The organism is Streptomyces sp. SCUT-3 (assembly GCF_014083985.1).
Taxonomy (GTDB): Bacteria; Actinomycetota; Actinomycetes; order Streptomycetales; family Streptomycetaceae; genus Streptomyces_H; species Streptomyces_H thermolineatus.
Map to the genome: position 1 here is coordinate 2,317,559 of NZ_CP046907.1, position 15,926 is coordinate 2,333,484.

15 protein-coding genes are annotated in these 15,926 nt (G+C 74.0%); 3 read left to right on the top strand and 12 right to left on the bottom strand.

Annotated features, from left to right (window positions below; translation table 11 throughout):
* Positions 1–17 precede the first annotated feature (17 nt).
* The 7 genes from GQS52_RS10135 to GQS52_RS10165 form a co-directional block, all read right to left on the bottom strand.
* On the bottom strand, positions 18–1,232 hold the full coding sequence (locus tag GQS52_RS10135; RefSeq protein ID WP_182313076.1) for a glutathionylspermidine synthase family protein: 1,215 nt from the start codon (positions 1,230–1,232) through the stop codon (positions 18–20).
* A gap of 21 nt (positions 1,233–1,253) precedes the next feature.
* The gene (locus GQS52_RS10140) at positions 1,254–1,574 is read right to left on the bottom strand and encodes a hypothetical protein (protein ID WP_259370688.1); all 321 of its coding nucleotides are present in this window, start codon (positions 1,572–1,574) and stop codon (positions 1,254–1,256) included.
* 240 nt (positions 1,575–1,814) lie between these two features.
* Complete coding sequence (locus GQS52_RS10145; RefSeq protein WP_182313078.1) at positions 1,815–2,405, bottom strand: hypothetical protein; 591 nt, start codon at positions 2,403–2,405, stop codon at positions 1,815–1,817.
* Positions 2,395–4,224: a hypothetical protein gene (locus GQS52_RS10150; protein WP_182313079.1), complete on the bottom strand. Its 1,830-nt coding sequence runs from the start codon at positions 4,222–4,224 to the stop codon at positions 2,395–2,397. The genes GQS52_RS10145 and GQS52_RS10150 overlap by 11 nt, the downstream gene beginning before the upstream one ends.
* Positions 4,225–4,462: 238 nt before the next feature.
* Positions 4,463–5,452: a malate dehydrogenase gene (locus GQS52_RS10155; protein ID WP_182313080.1), complete on the bottom strand. Its 990-nt coding sequence runs from the start codon at positions 5,450–5,452 to the stop codon at positions 4,463–4,465.
* Positions 5,453–5,794: 342 nt separating this feature from the next.
* Complete coding sequence (locus GQS52_RS10160) at positions 5,795–6,388, bottom strand: DUF3017 domain-containing protein (RefSeq protein WP_259370689.1); 594 nt, start codon at positions 6,386–6,388, stop codon at positions 5,795–5,797.
* A 19-nt stretch (positions 6,389–6,407) separates the two neighbouring features.
* The gene (locus GQS52_RS10165; protein ID WP_182313081.1) at positions 6,408–7,271 is read right to left on the bottom strand and encodes a bifunctional methylenetetrahydrofolate dehydrogenase/methenyltetrahydrofolate cyclohydrolase; all 864 of its coding nucleotides are present in this window, start codon (positions 7,269–7,271) and stop codon (positions 6,408–6,410) included.
* A gap of 174 nt (positions 7,272–7,445) precedes the next feature.
* Here GQS52_RS10165 and GQS52_RS10170 point away from each other — a divergent pair, with 174 nt between their 5' ends.
* Both GQS52_RS10170 and GQS52_RS10175 read left to right on the top strand, forming a co-directional pair.
* Entirely contained in the window at positions 7,446–7,844 is a 399-nt protein-coding gene (locus GQS52_RS10170; RefSeq protein WP_182313082.1) for a DUF4190 domain-containing protein, read from the top strand.
* Between the two features lie 75 nt (positions 7,845–7,919).
* A complete protein-coding gene (locus GQS52_RS10175; protein ID WP_182313083.1) occupies positions 7,920–8,645 on the top strand; it encodes an RDD family protein in 726 nt (241 codons plus the stop codon).
* A gap of 90 nt (positions 8,646–8,735) precedes the next feature.
* Here the strand turns inward: GQS52_RS10175 and purH are convergent, their stop codons facing one another.
* Positions 8,736–10,301 (bottom strand): bifunctional phosphoribosylaminoimidazolecarboxamide formyltransferase/IMP cyclohydrolase, encoded by a 1,566-nt coding sequence (purH, locus tag GQS52_RS10180; RefSeq protein WP_182313084.1) that lies wholly within the window; start codon positions 10,299–10,301, stop codon positions 8,736–8,738.
* Positions 10,298–10,945, bottom strand: a complete 648-nt coding sequence (gene purN / locus GQS52_RS10185) for a phosphoribosylglycinamide formyltransferase (RefSeq protein WP_182313085.1) — start codon at positions 10,943–10,945, stop codon at positions 10,298–10,300. The genes purH and purN overlap by 4 nt, the downstream gene beginning before the upstream one ends.
* 203 nt (positions 10,946–11,148) lie before the next feature.
* Here purN and GQS52_RS10190 point away from each other — a divergent pair, with 203 nt between their 5' ends.
* The gene (locus GQS52_RS10190) at positions 11,149–11,907 is read left to right on the top strand and encodes a hypothetical protein (RefSeq protein WP_259370690.1); all 759 of its coding nucleotides are present in this window, start codon (positions 11,149–11,151) and stop codon (positions 11,905–11,907) included.
* 113 nt (positions 11,908–12,020) lie between these two features.
* Here the strand turns inward: GQS52_RS10190 and GQS52_RS10195 are convergent, their stop codons facing one another.
* From GQS52_RS10195 to sucC, 3 genes are all read right to left on the bottom strand, one after another.
* Complete coding sequence (locus GQS52_RS10195) at positions 12,021–13,484, bottom strand: DUF6350 family protein (RefSeq protein WP_182313086.1); 1,464 nt, start codon at positions 13,482–13,484, stop codon at positions 12,021–12,023.
* A gap of 217 nt (positions 13,485–13,701) precedes the next feature.
* Positions 13,702–14,586, bottom strand: a complete 885-nt coding sequence (gene sucD, locus GQS52_RS10200) for a succinate--CoA ligase subunit alpha (RefSeq protein WP_182313087.1) — start codon at positions 14,584–14,586, stop codon at positions 13,702–13,704.
* A gap of 20 nt (positions 14,587–14,606) precedes the next feature.
* Complete coding sequence (sucC, locus tag GQS52_RS10205; RefSeq protein ID WP_182313088.1) at positions 14,607–15,779, bottom strand: ADP-forming succinate--CoA ligase subunit beta; 1,173 nt, start codon at positions 15,777–15,779, stop codon at positions 14,607–14,609.
* Positions 15,780–15,926 lie beyond the last annotated feature (147 nt).

Genomic DNA, 15,926 nt, shown 5'->3' on the forward strand with positions numbered 1-15,926 from the left:
GGCGCGTGCGGCCCGGGTCAGAGGATGACGTGCGGCAGGAAGCGCGCGTACTCGTCCGTCACCAGCGTCGCGGACTCCCGGATGCCCAGGCCGGCCGCCTCGCCGCCGACGACCCAGGTCCCCAGGACCACGCGGTTGCCGTCGAACTCCGGCAGCGCGGCGAACTGCTGGTGGCAGTGGCCCTCCGCGCCGTACTCCTTGCCGTAGCTGTCCGGGCGCGGCGCGGTGGAGGTGCCGTCGGGCAGGTGGACGGTGACGCCCGCGCCCTCGCGGCCGAGCAGCGGCTTGGAGACGTACCCGGTGGTGGAGGCCAGCTCGCGCGGCCCGTCCAGGTAGGCCGGGAGGAGGTTGGGGTGGCCGGGGTGCATCTCCCACAGCACCGCCAGCAGCGCCTTGTTGGACAGCAGCATCTTCCAGGCGGGCTCGATCCAGCAGGTGCTGCCGGAGCCGCCGCCGTTGTCGAGGGTGTCCAGGACGTGCCCGCCGAAGGCGTCGGTGGACAGCCACTCCCAGGGGTAGAGCTTGAAGCACGACCTGATGAAGCGGTACCTGTCGTCCACGAAGCGGCCGGAGAGCCGGTCCCAGCCGATGTCCTCCATGGCGACGTACGCGGTCTCCAGGCCTGCCTGCTCGGCGGTCTCCTGGAGGTAGGCGACCGTCATCTGGTCCTCGCCGAGGGTGTCGCCGGTGGAGTGGGCGAAGTGGACCGGCCCGGGCGGCAGCCTGTCCGCCTGGTCGCGCCACGCCTGCACCAGGCGCTCGTGCAGGGAGTTCCACTGGTCGGCCCCGGGGAAGCGGTCCTCCATCCAGAACCACTGCGCGCTCGCCGCCTCGACCAGTGAGGTCGGGGTGTCGGCGTTGTACTCCAGCAGTTTGGCCGGCTCCCCGCGCCCGTCGTAGCGCAGGTCGAACCGCCCGTAGATGCTGGGCAGTTCGTCGCGCCGGTGCCAGGACTCGGTGATCCGCTCCACCAGGCGGGGGTCGCGGACGCCGAGTTCGGCGAAGCGGCCGGTCTCGACGATGTGCCCGGCCGCGGCCAGGCACATCGCGTGCAGCTCCTCGACGACCTCCTCCAGCGCCTCCACCTCGGGGAGCGAGAAGACGTAGTAGGCGCTCTCGTCCCAGTACGGGCGCAGGGATTCGTCCGGGTAGCGGGTCAGCGGGTAGACCACGCCCTGTTCCTCGACGATGCGCTGCCAGTCGGGGCGGGGGGTGGTGGTGCGGCGTTCCACGGCGTCGGGTCCCCCGCCGGCTCAGCCGCCGCCGGAGCCGGAGCAGCCGAAGCCGCCGCGGCTGACCGCGGTCTTGTCGAAGCTGCCGCCGGAGACGTAACTGCCGTTCTTCTCGCCGCCGTAGTACCAGCGGCCGCTGCTCTTCCCGCCCGCGTACGAGCCGCCGGAGGACCCCCCGCCGGAGGCCCCTCCGGAGGAGGACGAACCCGACCGGCAGGAGCGGTCCTTGAGCTGCTTGTAGGTGACCGGGTCCACGCACCGGCGGTCCGGCTCGGACCCGCAGCTGGTGACCAGGAGGGCCAGGGTGCCCATCGCTCCCAGCGCCACCGTGCTGGACCTCATCCGCCGCGGCTTCCCGACGTCCCCCTGCATACCGCTCCCCGTTCGTGGTTCCGTGACCCGTCCCGCTCCTTGAATACGGGACGATCGCCCCACAACGTTACTCCTTCCGGGGGAAGGAACAGAACCGGGGCGTCACAGGTTCCCTCTCCCTCCGCGAGGACGCGGGCGGGGGCCCGTGACGGTGGCTCACCGCGCCCCGGCCGTGCCCGAATCCCCCGGGGGACGCGGCGCGGGCCGGAGTCAGCCTCCGGTCAGGGCGGTGACGGCACCGACGACGGCGGCGGCCGACGCCAGCGCGGTCAGGGCGGTGTTCCCGGTGGTCAGCAGGGACCGCAGGCGGGCCAGGCGGCCCGGGCCGGCCCTCCCGGTGCGGGTGATCTCCTCCTCGACGGCCGCCAGTTCGCCGTCCGCCTCCGTCACCTCCTCGGTGACGGACAGCAGCTCCAGGTGCTGCCGGAGCAGCCGGACGGCCTCCAGCAGCTCCCGGTGGCCGCGGTCGGCGGCCACGGCGGCGTACTCCGCCTCGCTGCCCTCGCCCGCGGCGACCGCGCCGCCGGTGACGTGCCCGGCGACGTGCACCTCCCCCGGGACCCGCGAACCCGACGGCGCGGCGGGCGCCGGGAGTCCGCCGACGGGCCGTTCCCCGCCGCGGCGGCTGCGGTCGCGGGCCCTGGCGCCCGCGCCGGTGGCGATCGCCCCGCCGGTCATGCTGCCCCCGACGAACAGCCCGCCGGAGCCGGACGCCGGCCCGCCGGGACCCGCGGGCCCGGCCCCGGCCCCGCCACCACGGCCCTGCTCCTGCTCCTGCTCCTGCTCCTGCTCACGGTTCATCGTGGTCCCTCCTGCGTCCCCGGGCCGGGTGCGCCCCGGCGTGCTCGGCCTTGGAGCCGCTGCCGCTGGCGATGGCCCCGCCGCTCATCGAGCCGCCGATGAAGACCCCTCCGGCCGCGACGTTGACGACCTGCCGGTCGAACTCGTCGACCTCGTAGCCCTGGGACTTCAGGGCCGTCCGCACCCCGTTGACGATCCGGTCCTGGACGGTCTTGACGTACCGGCTGGCGTCCATCTTCTGGAACAGCGACACCGTCGGCTCGCTGCCCAGCTCCCGCACGGAGGCCAGCGGCCCCTCGGGCAGGGGGTTGCCGCGCGGGCGCAGCCACCTCCTCGGGACGGCCGCCGCCTCCCGGAGGGCGGACAGGACGGCCTCCGCCCCGGCGGCCGGCGCGGCGGCAAGGAAGGCGAGGGCCTCGCGCGGGCCGCCGGTGCCTGCGTCTGCGGCCAGGAGCGCGTCGGCGGTGCGGAAGTCCTCCCGGATCGGCGGCAGCACGTGCGGGACGACCTCCAGGACGAGCATGCCGCCCTGGGTGTGGATCCGGACCAGTACGGTGATCACGAGCTGCTCGTCCCAGGCGCCGATCCTCACCCGCAGGAAGTACCGGCGGGTCTCGGCGCCCTCGTCGACGGCCTCCGCCACCTGCTCCGCGATCGCGTCGGGCGAGTGGTCCGCCCCGTCGCGACGGTCCCCCGCCGGGAGGAAGACGCACTCCTGCAGTTCCAGGTCCTTGAGCCGGTCCCGGCTGGTGGCCGCGGACTCGCGCGCCAGCCGTTCGAGCTGGGGACGGATCAGGTCGACGACCTGGCGGCTCGTCAACCGTCCCCCGCTGCCCCCGGGTTTCCTGCGCCTGAGCTCCACGGCGAACGACCACGGCTCGTGCAGCCGGCCGGCCCCGGCGAACGGCCGGAAGGGGTCGTAGGAGGTCAGCGGCGAGTGCTGCTCGCGGTTGATCGCCGCGACGGTGCGCCGGTGGGCCGGGCCCACGTCGGGCATCCGGCGCGGCAGCAGCGGGAACGCCTCCCGGCTCAGCTCGTAACGCAGGGTCCCGAGGAGCTGTCCGCGCTGCCACAGTGTGCACAGGAGCAGGGCGGCGGGTGGCACCAGGGCCGCGGGGGCCCACTCCGGGAGCCACCACTCCGGAGCCCCCAGGAGCGGCGCCTCCGCCGGCGGATCACCGAACCAGGTGTCCACCGCCGGGAGCACCAGGAGCGGGACCTCCCACCCGCCGAGCCACGGCAGCCACGCCGGCAGCGGCACACCGGCGACGACGTGGACCGGGAGCCACCCCAGGGCCGCGACCCAGTACAGGACGTGGTTCAGCCGCGCGAGGAGGGTCCAGAACCGGGCGCGCCGCAGGCGCCGCCCGTCGGGCCCCCTGCGGGTGCCCGGCGCCGCGGTGAGGGTGCGGGCCGCCCACAGTCCCAGGCACACGAGGGCGTAGTAGGCGGACCACATGCCGAGCCGGAGGGCGGACGGCCAGTACGTGCCGCTGCGGACGGCGATCTGCCAGCCCGCGTGGTCGACCAGCACGAGGACGGGCCACAGGGCGAGCAGGAGGAGTCCGGTGCGCACCTCCCGGGCCCGGGCGCGCAGGGCGTGCGCCAGGACCGGGAGGACGTCGACGCCCAGCGAGGGGGCGACGGGCCGCTCGGGGTGGTCGAGGAGCTCCTCGACCACCCGGCGGCGGAAGGCGGCGTTCAGGTGGGCGCCCAGGCACAGCAGGCGGGTCGCCTCGCTGCGGTGCGCGTCGGCGCCGGGCCGGCGGGTGCCGGGTCTTCGCGGCCGCGGCGGTAAGGCGGGCGGAGTGCTGTCCACGTGCGATCCCCCGATCCGTGAACCACCCGGGCTGCGGGGCCCGGGGCCGGTGCGGTGCGGTGCAGTGCGTGCGGTGCACCGCGGTGCGGGCGTGCGGGCGGTGCGGTGCGTGCGGGCCACCACTGTAGGGGGACGGGTGCGACGGCGGCAGCCCTCCGCCCCCGTGATTTCCGGGGGCGGAGGGCTGCCGTGCGCGGCGCCGGGCGGCGGCGCGGCGGGGTCGGGCGGGGTCGGGCGATCAGACCAGGCCGAGCTTGCGGACGGCCTCGCGCTCCTCGACCAGCTCCTGGACCGAGGCGTCGATCCGGGTGCGGGAGAACTCGTTGACGTCCAGGCCCTGGACGATCTCGAAGCGGCCGTCCTTGGCGGTGACCGGGAAGGAGGAGATCAGGCCCTCCGGGACGCCGTAGGAGCCGTCGGAGACGACGCCGGCGGAGGTCCAGTCGCCCTCGGGGGTGCCGTTGACCCAGGTGTGGACGTGGTCGATCGCGGCGTTGGCCGCGGAGGCCGCCGAGGAGGCGCCGCGGGCCTCGATGATCGCCGCGCCGCGCTTGGCGACGGTCGGGATGAACTCGTCGGCCAGCCACTTCTCGTCGTTGACGGCCTCGGCGGCGTTCCGGCCGGCGACCTCGGCGTGGAAGACGTCGGGGTACTGGGTGGCGGAGTGGTTGCCCCAGATCGTCAGCTTCTTGATCTCGGAGACCTGGACACCGGTCTTCGCGGCGAGCTGCGACAGGGCGCGGTTGTGGTCCAGGCGGGTCATCGCGGTGAAGCGCTCGGCCGGTACGTCCGGGGCCGCGGCCTGGGCGATGAGGGCGTTGGTGTTGGCCGGGTTGCCGACGACGAGGACCTTGATGTCGTCCGCGGCGTGGTCGTTGATGGCCTTGCCCTGCGGCTTGAAGATGCCGCCGTTGGCCTCGAGGAGGTCGCCGCGCTCCATGCCCTTGGTGCGGGGGCGGGCGCCCACGAGCAGGGCGACGTTGGCACCGTCGAAGCCGACGTTGGGGTCGTCGGTGATGTCGATGCCGCACAGCAGCGGGAACGCGCAGTCGTCGAGCTCCATCGCGGTCCCCTCGGCGGCCTTCAGGCCCTGGGGAATCTCGAGGAGTCGCAGCTTCACCGGAACGTCCGGGCCCAGGAGCTGGCCGGAGGCGATGCGGAACAGCAGCGCGTAGCCGATCTGGCCGGCGGCGCCGGTGACGGTGACGTTGACGGGAGTGCGGGTCATGGCAGTCTCCAGCTGGTACCTGGCGGTGGGCGTCCCTTGCCCCGGGATGGCCGGGCCTCTCGATTTGTCTTGGTATCAAGAGACCTGGCGCCAGGCTATCCGAACCGGGCCGGGCCGGACCCTCCGACCCCGCGGTGCGGCCCGCCGGGCGGCGCCCGCACCCGTGCGGGGCGGCACACGAGCGGCGGGGCGGGGCTGCCGGGCGGCCGTCCGTCGAGGGGGAGCGAGGACGGCCGCCCGGGTGTCGCCACCCGTGGGGGGTGACGGCCTTCTGCCCCGCTGCCCGGAACCCATGCACGCTTCCTCCGCCGGATTCCCGAAGCCGTGCCCGCCGGGCGCGTCTCAGCGCACGGCGAAGCGGATCGCGTCCTCCAGGAAGGGGATCTCCAGGATCGGTTTGGGCTGAATCATCAGGGCCAGCAGCACGATCGCCGTCCCGAAGACGCTGTAGGTGATCACGTCGGTGAAGCGGCTGCGGACCGCGAGCAGCCCGACGGCCGGCAGCGACCAGCGCATCCCTGCACCGGCCAGCATCGACATCCCCATGATCAGCGCCCCGGCCCGGAAACCGCCGAAGGCGGTGACCAGCAGCCCGAGTGCGAACCCGCCGGCCACCACCAGCATCGGCCACTGCCGTGCCGGGGCGGGCGCCTCGCCGCCGGCCGCACGGCCGCCGCCCTCGGGCCGCGCCGTGCCGGCGCTGCGGTCCGGCGCCCGGCCGCCGGTCAGGTGCGCCTCGTCGAGCCGCGCGTCCGCGGCGGCCGTGTCCGCACCGGTCCCGGCGGTCCCGGCGGTCCCGTCGGCTCCGTCGGTCCCGGCGGCGTCCGCGGTCCGTGCGGCCCCGTGCGCCCCGGCGGCTCCGGCTCCGTCCGCGGCCGTCTCCCCGGGGCGCGCCTGCCCCTCTGCCCTGTCCGTGGTGCCCATCGCTGCGGTCATCCCCTCGCTCCGGGCCGGCTCAGCCCGACTGTGCGGCGGCGGCGCGCTCGGCCGCCTCCACGACGTTGGCCAGCAGCAGGGCGCGGGTCATCGGGCCGACGCCGCCCGGGTTGGGCGACAGCCAGCCGGCGACCTCCGCCACACCGGGGTCGACGTCGCCGACGAGCCCGTCCTCGGTGCGGGAGACGCCGACGTCGAGGACGACGGCGCCGGGCTTGACGTCCTCCGCCTTGACCAAGTGCGGCACGCCGGCCGCCGCGACGACGATGTCCGCGCGGCGCAGCTCGGCGGACAGGTCCCGGGTGCCGGTGTGGCACAGGGTCACGGTCGCGTTCTCCGAGCGGCGGGTGAGCAGCAGGCCGATGGAGCGGCCGACGGTCACGCCCCGGCCGACCACGCACACGTGCTTGCCCGCGATCTCCACGCCGTGCCGGCGCAGCAGCTCCACGATGCCGTTGGGGGTGCAGGGCAGCGGGGCGGGCTGGTTCAGCACGAGCCTGCCGAGGTTCATCGGGTGGAGGCCGTCCGCGTCCTTGGCCGGGTCGATGAGCTCCAGCACCCGGTTGGTGTCCAGGCCCTTCGGCAGCGGGAGCTGGACGATGTACCCGGTGCACTCGGGGTTGTCGTTCAGCTCGCGCACGACCGCCTCGACGTCGGCCTGCGTGGCGTCGGCGGGCAGTTCCCGCCGGATGGAGGCGATGCCCACCTGGGCGCAGTCGCGGTGCTTGCCTCGTACGTAGGAGTGGCTGCCGGGGTCGTCGCCGACGAGGACGGTGCCCAGGCCCGGGGTGATCCCCTTCGCCTTGAGCGCCTCCACCCGCGCGGAGAGTTCGGACTTGATCGCGGCCGCGGTGGCCTTGCCATCGAGAATCTGGGCGGTCATGGCCCCATCCTCCCGGATGCCCCGGCCGTCGTCACAATCAGGGACGCCCGCCGGGACCGGCTGTCATGGGTGCGTGATGAACTGGTTGCAGATTCAGCACGGGAGAACGTCCTCACTGGACACCGGGCACACAGAGCTACCACGATGGTGCGGCACATGAATCGGGGGAGGACCGTGAGCAATCCGTACCAACAGCCGAATCCGTACGGGGGGCAGCAGTACCCTTCCCCCGCGCACGGGCCGGCCTACGGCTACCCGCAGGCTCCGCAGCCGCCCCACGGCGGCCTTCCGCACGGTCCCCAGCCCCCCGCGGGCGAGCCGAACCAGCTGGCGACGGCCTCCGTCTACTGCGGTTTCGGCTCGATCGTCGGAATCCTCTTCTGCTACGGCGGCCTCCTGGGGTTCGTCGGGATCGGCCTCGGCATCGCCGCGCTCAACAGGGCGAAGCGGACCGGTACCGGGCGCGGCCAGGCCCTCGGAGGGATCGCGCTCTCCGTGATCGGCGTCATGATCCTGGTCGCCTTCGTGGTCTTCTACAAGATCATCCTGGACAAGACCGATCCGTACGGCTGAGAAGACCGCTCCCCCTGTGCGCCCCCCAGACCGACCTGTCCCCAGTACTGCAAGACCGCTCCGGTGGAGGAGAACGTGAGTTACCCGCCCGATCCCAACAATCCCTACGGGCAGCAGCCGCAGCAGCCCGGCTACGGCTACCCGCAGCAGGGCGCGCCGCAGCAGCCGCAGCCCGGCTACGGCTACCCCCAGCAGGGCGCGCCCCAGCAGCCCGGCTACGGCTACCCCCAGCAGGGCGTCCCGCCGCAGCAGGGCTACGGCTACCCGCAGCAGGACCAGTACGCGGGCGGCGGCTACCCCGGCCCCGGCGGCGGCTACCAGATCGCCTCGATGGGTGCGCGCCTGGGCGCCCGCCTGATCGACGGACTCGTCACCGGCGCGATCATGTTCGTGATCTACCTCGCCGGTGCCGCCAGCCTCTTCGGCATCGCCGAGAGCAGCTGCACCACCGACGAGTACGGCTACACCGACTGCAGCGGTGCCGAGGCGGGCATGGCGGGCGTCGCGTTCATGATGCTCGGCCTGATGTTCGCGGTCGGCCTGCTCTACGAGTGGCTGATGATCGGCCTCAAGGGCGCGACGGTCGGCAAGATGGCCCTGGGCCTGCGGGTGCTGCGCGAGTCGGACGGCCGGGTCCCCGGCCTGGGCGCCGGCTTCGTCCGGTTCATCATCCCGATGGTCGGCTGGATGCTGTGCTACCTGCCCGGCCTGCTGGTCTTCCTGTCGCCGTTCTTCGACAACAGCGGCAAGTGCCAGGGCTGGCACGACAAGGCGGCCAAGACCCTGGTCGTCAAGAAGTAGCCGGAGGGCGCCCGTTGCAGGGGCGTCACCGCGGAGGGCGGCACGCACCGGTTCCGGTGCGTGCCGCCCTCCGTCGTTCCTGCCGGTGCGTCAGTGGAAGAAGTGCCGCGTGCCGGTGAGGTACATGGTCACCCCGGCCTTGCGCGCGGCCTCGACCACGGCCTCGTCGCGGACCGAACCGCCCGGCTGCACCACGGCCTTCACGCCCGCCTCGAGGAGCACCTCGAGCCCGTCGGGGAAGGGGAAGAACGCGTCGGAGGCGGCGTAGGAGCCGGCCGCGCGCTCGGCGCCCGCGCGCTGCACGGCGAGCTTCGCCGAGTCCACGCGGTTGACCTGTCCCATGCCGACGCCGACGGTCGCGCCGTCCTTGGCCAGCAGGATCGCGTTGGACTTGACGGCCCGGCAGGCGCGCCAGGCGAAGGCCAGCTCGGCCAGGCCCGCCCCGTCCAGCGGCTCGCCGCTGGCGAGCGTCCAGTTCGCCGGGTCGTCGCCCTCGGCCTGCAGGCGGTCCTTGACCTGGAGCAGCAGCCCGCCCTCGACGGGGCGGACCTCGGTGGCGGCGGCGGGCGCCTCGGGGCAGCGCAGCACGCGGATGTTCTTCTTGCGGGCCAGGACCTCGACCGCGCCGTCCTCGTAGTCCGGGGCGACGATCACCTCGGTGAAGATCTCGGCGACCTGCTCGGCCATCTCCTTCGACACCGGCCGGTTGACGGCGATGACGCCGCCGAAGGCGGACAGGGAGTCGCAGGCGTGGGCCTTGCGGTGGGCCTCGGCGACGTCCGCGCCGACCGCGATGCCGCACGGGTTGGCGTGCTTGATGATCGCCACGCAGGGCTCGGCGTGGTCGTGCGCGGCGCGGCGGGCGGCCTCGGTGTCCACGTAGTTGTTGTAGGACATCTCCTTGCCGTGCAGCTGCTCGGCCTCCGCGAGGCCGCCGGTGCCGTCGGTGTAGAGGGCGGCGGCCTGGTGCGGGTTCTCGCCGTAGCGCAGGACGTTCTTGCGCAGGTGGGTCGAGCCCAGGAAGTCGGGGAAGGAGCTGTTCTCGTCGGCGGGGGCGTAGTCGGAGGCGAACCAGCCGGCCACGGCGACGTCGTAGGCGGCGGTGTGCTGGAACGCCTCGGCGGCCAGCCGCTTGCGGCTCGGCAGGTCGAAGCCGCCGGCGGCGACCGCGGCCAGGACGTCGGCGTAGCGGTCCGGGCTGGTCACGACCGCCACGGACGGGTGGTTCTTGGCGGCGGCGCGGACCATGGAGGGGCCGCCGATGTCGATCTGCTCGACGCACTCGTCGGCGGAGGCGCCGGAGGCGACGGTCTCCCGGAACGGGTAGAGGTTGACGACGACCAGGTCGAACGGGGCGACGCCCAGCTCGTCCAGCTGCGCGCGGTGGGCCTCCAGGCGCAGGTCGGCGAGAATGCCGGCGTGCACCTTCGGGTGCAGGGTCTTGACCCTGCCGTCCAGGCACTCGGGGAAGCCGGTGAGCTCCTCGACCCTGGTCACCGGTACTCCGGCGGCGGCGATCCGGCCCGCGGTGGAGCCGGTGGAGACCAGCTCCACGCCGGCCTCGTGCAGGCCGCGGGCGAGCTCCTCCAGCCCGCTCTTGTCGTAGACGCTGACCAGGGCGCGGCGGATCGGACGCTTGGTGTCTTCGGCGGTCACGGGACCAGGACCTTTCTTCCGTCAATGCGGTAACCCTCGCGGGCCAGCCGGCCCACGACGTCGACGAGGAGGGTGCGCTCCACCTGCTTGATGCGCTCGTGGAGGGTTTCCTCGGTGTCGTCCGGGGCGACCTCGACCACGCCCTGGGCGATGATCGGGCCGGTGTCGACGCCGTTGTCGACGAAGTGCACGGTGCAGCCGGTCACCTTCACCCCGTGGGCGAGCGCGTCGCGGACGCCGTGGGCGCCGGGGAAGCTCGGCAGGAGCGCGGGGTGGGTGTTGACCAGGCGGCCGCCGAAACGGTCCAGGAAGTGCTTGCCGACGATCTTCATGAAGCCCGCGGAGACGACGAGGTCCGGCTCGTGGGCGGCGACCGCCTCGGTGAGCGCGCGGTCCCAGGCGTCGCGGTCGGCGTGGTCCTTCACGCGGCAGACGAAGGTGGGCAGGCCCGCGGCCTCGGCCCGCTCCAGGCCCGCGATGCCCTCGCGGTCGGCGCCGACGGCGACGACCCGGGCCCCGTAGCCGGGGTCGTCGGCGATGCGGTCGAGGAGGGCCTGCAGGTTCGTCCCGGAACCTGAGACGAGGACGACGAGGCGAGCCGGGCCTCGGGCGGGCGGGGGAAAGGCAGCCACTGCTGGGCTCATCTCTCGCGGGTCGGGCGGTTCTGGGGCAGGAACCGCTCCGGGCTCCGGCCGTCAGCAACGATACCGGCACGACGGTGCGCCCCCGCAGCGACGCCGGGGCCCCCGCCGGGTAGCGTCTGCCCCGGGGGCTGCGTGCAGTCCCCTCCTCAGGCCGGCGGGAGCACCCGGCGGCGGGACGGACCACAAGGGGATGGCGCAACCGAATGAGCAGCGGCCGCATCACGACCTCACCGGGCCAGGGCCAGGCAGTGCGCGAGCACCGGCCTGCGGCGTCGGAGCGGGGCGGCACGCCGGACGACGACCCGTTCGCCCCGCCGCCGGAGGACGCGCCGGACCGGCCGTGGAGCCCGCGCCGCCCCGCCGTCGAGGAGGCACGGGGCTCCGGCGGGAACGGGGACTCCGGCGGGAACGGCCCCGCCCCGGGCGGCCGGTGGAGCGACCGGCAGCCCGGGGAGCAGCACGGCGGGTTCGGGGACCGGCCCGGCGGCCCGGGCCCCGGCACCGGCCCGGGCGGCTCGCGGTTCGACCCGAAGGACCCCGTGCAGCGGCGGTCCAGGTACGCGCTGCTGGCCGGCATGTGGGGAGTGTTCTTCGGGCTGCTGGGACTGCCCGAGGTCGGCCTGCTGCTGGGCGCACTGGCCGTCTACTGGGGCTTCGACTCGCTGCGGGCGAAGCCGCGCGCGGCGGCGTCCGCCACCGGGACGGACGGCGGCCGGCCCGCCGGGGCGGACGGCCCCCGGCCCACCGGGGCACCGGGCCCCCGGCCGCAGGCGGCCGCGGCCCGCGGCGGCCTGATCGCGGGCGTCATGGCCCTGGTGATCGCCGGGTCGGTGTTCACGGTGCAGCTGGTCTACAAGGACTACTACGACTGCGTCTCCGACTCGCTGACCAGCACCCAGCGGCAGAACTGCAGCGAACTCCTGCCGGAGCCCCTGCGCTCCTACCTCGAAGTGCCCGAATGACGGCACCCCGGTGACGACGGCGGGCTGACAGGGCCCGGCACGGCGGGGACGGCGGGGACGGCGGGAGCCGCCCGGGACCGCCGCCCGGGCAGCGGTCCGGGTAGTGGCGCGGGTCAGCGGCGCGGGCGGCGCGCCCGCCGGCCGATCACCCGGGCCTCCGGGGTCCGCCACCAGCGCAGGAAGAGCGCCACCGGCAGGCCCCCGCCCGCCGCCCAGGCCGCGGCCGCCCCGCCCGCCGCCCACCAGCGGGGCCCGAAGTCGGCCAGGGCGTGCAGCCCCATCGGCCCCGAGGCCGCCCCGGCCAGCAGCGCGGCCCCCGCACCGGAGGCGAGGGCCGCCAGGACGGTGACCGCCGCGGTCTGCCGCCACCGCCACCGCGCAGCCCCTCCGCCGGTGGCGGCGCCGGCCACCGTCACGCCGAGCAGGACGGCCGCGGCGACGGGGACGACCGCCACCGCCCAGGCCGCAGGCCCCGGGGCCCCCGGCTCCGGGAGCGCCTCCAGCAGCGGGAAGAGCGGCAGGTCCGGGCGCCCGGACCAGGCCGCCGGGCTCACCGTCCCCCCGCCCCCCACCGCGAAACCCGGCCCCAACGCGTAGCAGGCGCCCCACACCACGGCGTTCGGCACCAGGCACACGGCCAGCAGCAGGACCGCGACCCGTCCCGGCAGCGGCCCGGTGAGGCGGGAGAACGACTGGGCCGCCTCCGGGGCGGACCGCACGAGGGCCAGGCAGAACAGGAGCGCGCCGCCCGCCACCACCGTCCCCGTGGCGACCGCCGCCGCGCGCAGCGCGACCCGCACCCCGCCGCGGGGCAGGAAGGCGTGCGGGGCGTGCTCCGCGGGCCCGGAGGACGCCCGCAGCGGGTTCGGCAGGGGCGGGCGCCCGCAGCCCTTCCATGCCCCCGCGCCGGCCACGAGCGCGGCGACGAGGGGGACGCGCACCAGCACGTCGGGGATCTCCGCGCTCAGCGGGCCGGTCAGGGAGTGCAGCAGCGCGGCCAGGGCCACGAGCGTGTAGCCGGTCACCAGCCAGGCGACCCGGCCCACCGCGTCCGTCGGGTCGGCCCAAAGGGACGGGGGTCCGTCGCCGACCCGGCCCGCGCGCCGGGCCCCCCGCGGGAGACGGCCGGCCGTGCGGGGGGTCCGGGAGTGCGGGAGGCCCGCGTCGTCGTCTGCGGCGACAGCGCCGGTGTCGGCATCAGTGTCGGTGCCGGTACCGGTGTCGTGGACCACGGACTGCTCGCCGGCCCGGTGGAGCAGCCACACCGGCAGTACGACCAGCAGCAGCGGGGTGATCCCCACCGGCACAGCGGTGCCGCCGGCTCCGTCCGTGCGCACCAGTCCCGCGCCGTGGGCCGCCAGCCACAGGTCCGCCGCCACCCGCAGGGGCCCCGCCGGGCCGTCGTCGGGGTAGGGCGAGGTGATCCACAGGGTGATGACGACCAGCACCAGTGCGCCGAGGCCGAGGGCTGCGGCGAGCATGCCGCCCAGGAGCCCCGCGAGCATCGGTGACATCCGCGGTCCGTCCGGCCCGGGGCGGTGGTGGGCGCGGTCCCGTTCGATCGTCTGCTGGCTCACGCCGCCCCATGCTGCCAAGAACACCCGTTTCGCACCGGCAGGTCACCAATGGTCGACGTGTCGCCAACTCAACCGATACGAGAATGATCAGATGATTTGAACGGCGCATTGGCGGGGGCCGAGCAACCGCAGGGCCGAGCACCGCAGGACGGAACGCCGCAGGGCGGCCCCGGGGTCTCCCGGGGCCGCCCTGCGGTGGTGGAGCTGTGGTGCCGCCTCAGCCGGCCAGCGCGGCGCGCGCCAGACGGGCGGTCTCGGACGGCGTCTTGCCGACCTTCACGCCCGCGGCCTCGAGGGCCTCCTTCTTCGCCTGCGCGGTGCCGGAGGAGCCGGAGACGATGGCGCCGGCGTGGCCCATGGTCTTGCCCTCCGGGGCGGTGAAGCCCGCGACGTAGCCGACGACCGGCTTGGTCACGTTCTCCTTGATGAAGGCCGCGGCCCGCTCCTCGGCGTCGCCGCCGATCTCGCCGATCATGACGATCAGGTCGGTGTCGGGGTCGTCCTGGAAGGCCTTCAGGGCGTCGATGTGGGTGGTGCCGATGATCGGGTCGCCACCGATGCCGACGGCCGAGGAGAAGCCCAGGTCGCGCAGCTCGTACATCATCTGGTAGGTCAGCGTGCCGGACTTCGACACCAGGCCGATGCGGCCGGCGGTGGTGATGTCGGCCGGGATGATGCCCGCGTTGGACTGTCCGGGAGAGATCAGACCCGGGCAGTTCGGACCGATGATGCGGGTCTTGTTGCCCTTGGAGCAGGCGTGCGCCCAGAAGGCGGCGGTGTCGTGCACCGCGATGCCCTCGGTGATGACGACGGCGAGGCCGATCTCGGCGTCGACCGCCTCGAGGACCGCGTCCTTGGCGAACTTCGGCGGGACGAAGATGACGGTGACGTCGGCGCCGGTGGCCTCCATGGCCTCCTTGACGCCGCCGAAGACCGGTACCTCGGTGCCGTCGACGTCGACCTTGGTGCCGGCCTTGCGCGGGTTGACGCCACCGACGATGTTGGTGCCCGACGCGAGCATGCGGCGGGTGTGCTTCATGCCCTCGGAGCCGGTCATCCCCTGGACGATGACCTTGCTTTCCTTGGTGAGGAAGATAGCCATGGTGTGGTGACCTTTATCCCTTACTTCGCAGCCAGCTCGGCGGCACGCTCGGCCGCGCCGTCCATGGTGTCCACCTGCTGCACCAGCGGGTGGTTCGCGTCGGTCAGGATCTGCCGACCCAGCTCCGCGTTGTTGCCGTCGAGGCGGACGACCAGCGGCTTGTTGACCTCCTCGCCCTTGGAGGCGAGGAGCTCGAGGGCCTGCACGATGCCGTTGGCGACGGCGTCGCAGGCGGTGATGCCGCCGAAGACGTTGACGAAGACCGACTTGACGGCCGGGTCGCCCAGGATGATCTCCAGGCCGTTCGCCATGACCTCGGCGGAGGCGCCGCCGCCGATGTCGAGGAAGTTGGCGGGCTTGACCCCGCCGTGGTTCTCGCCGGCGTAGGCGACGACGTCCAGGGTGCTCATGACGAGACCCGCGCCGTTGCCGATGATGCCGACCTCGCCGTCGAGCTTGACGTAGTTGAGACCCTTGGCCTTGGCCGCGGCCTCCAGCGGGTCGGCGGCGGCCTTGTCCTCCAGCGCCTCGTGCTCCGGCTGGCGGAAGTCGGCGTTGGCGTCCAGGGAGACCTTGCCGTCCAGGGCGATGATCTGCCCGTCGCCGGTCTTGACCAGCGGGTTGACCTCGACCAGGAGCGCGTCCTCGGCGATGAAGGTCTTCCACAGGGTCTGCAGGACGTCGGCGATCTGGTCCGCGACGTCGGCCGGGAACTTGGCGGCCTCGACGATCTCGCGGGCCTTGGCCTCGGTCACGCCCTCGTTGGCGTCGACCGGGATCTTCGCCAGCGCCTCGGGCTTGGTGGCCGCGACCTCCTCGATGTCCATGCCGCCCTCGACGGAGGCCATGGCCAGGAAGGTGCGGTTGGCGCGGTCCAGCAGGTAGGAGACGTAGTACTCCTCCGCGATGTCCGCGGTCTGGGCCAGCATCACCTTGTGGACGGTGTGGCCCTTGATGTCCATCCCAAGGATCTGGGAGGCCTTCTCGACTGCGTCCGCGGGGTCCTTGGCCAGCTTCACGCCGCCGGCCTTGCCGCGACCGCCGACCTTGACCTGGGCCTTGACGACGGCACGGCCGCCGAGACGCTCGGTCACCCCGGCCGCCGCCTCGGCGGTGTCGATGACTTCACCGTCCAGAACCGGTACGCCATGCTTGGCGAAGAGGTCCCTCGCCTGGTACTCGAACAGGTCCACGCGCGTACGTCCCCTTGTATCTCGGTAGTCACGGTTCGTGTCTTGCGCGGGCGTGCCGCCACGGTCGTCGTGACGAGCGGTGAAGCAGGGCGCACGGGTCGGCCGGATACGCGGCATGTCCGTCTCGCAGGTTATCCCCGTACCCGC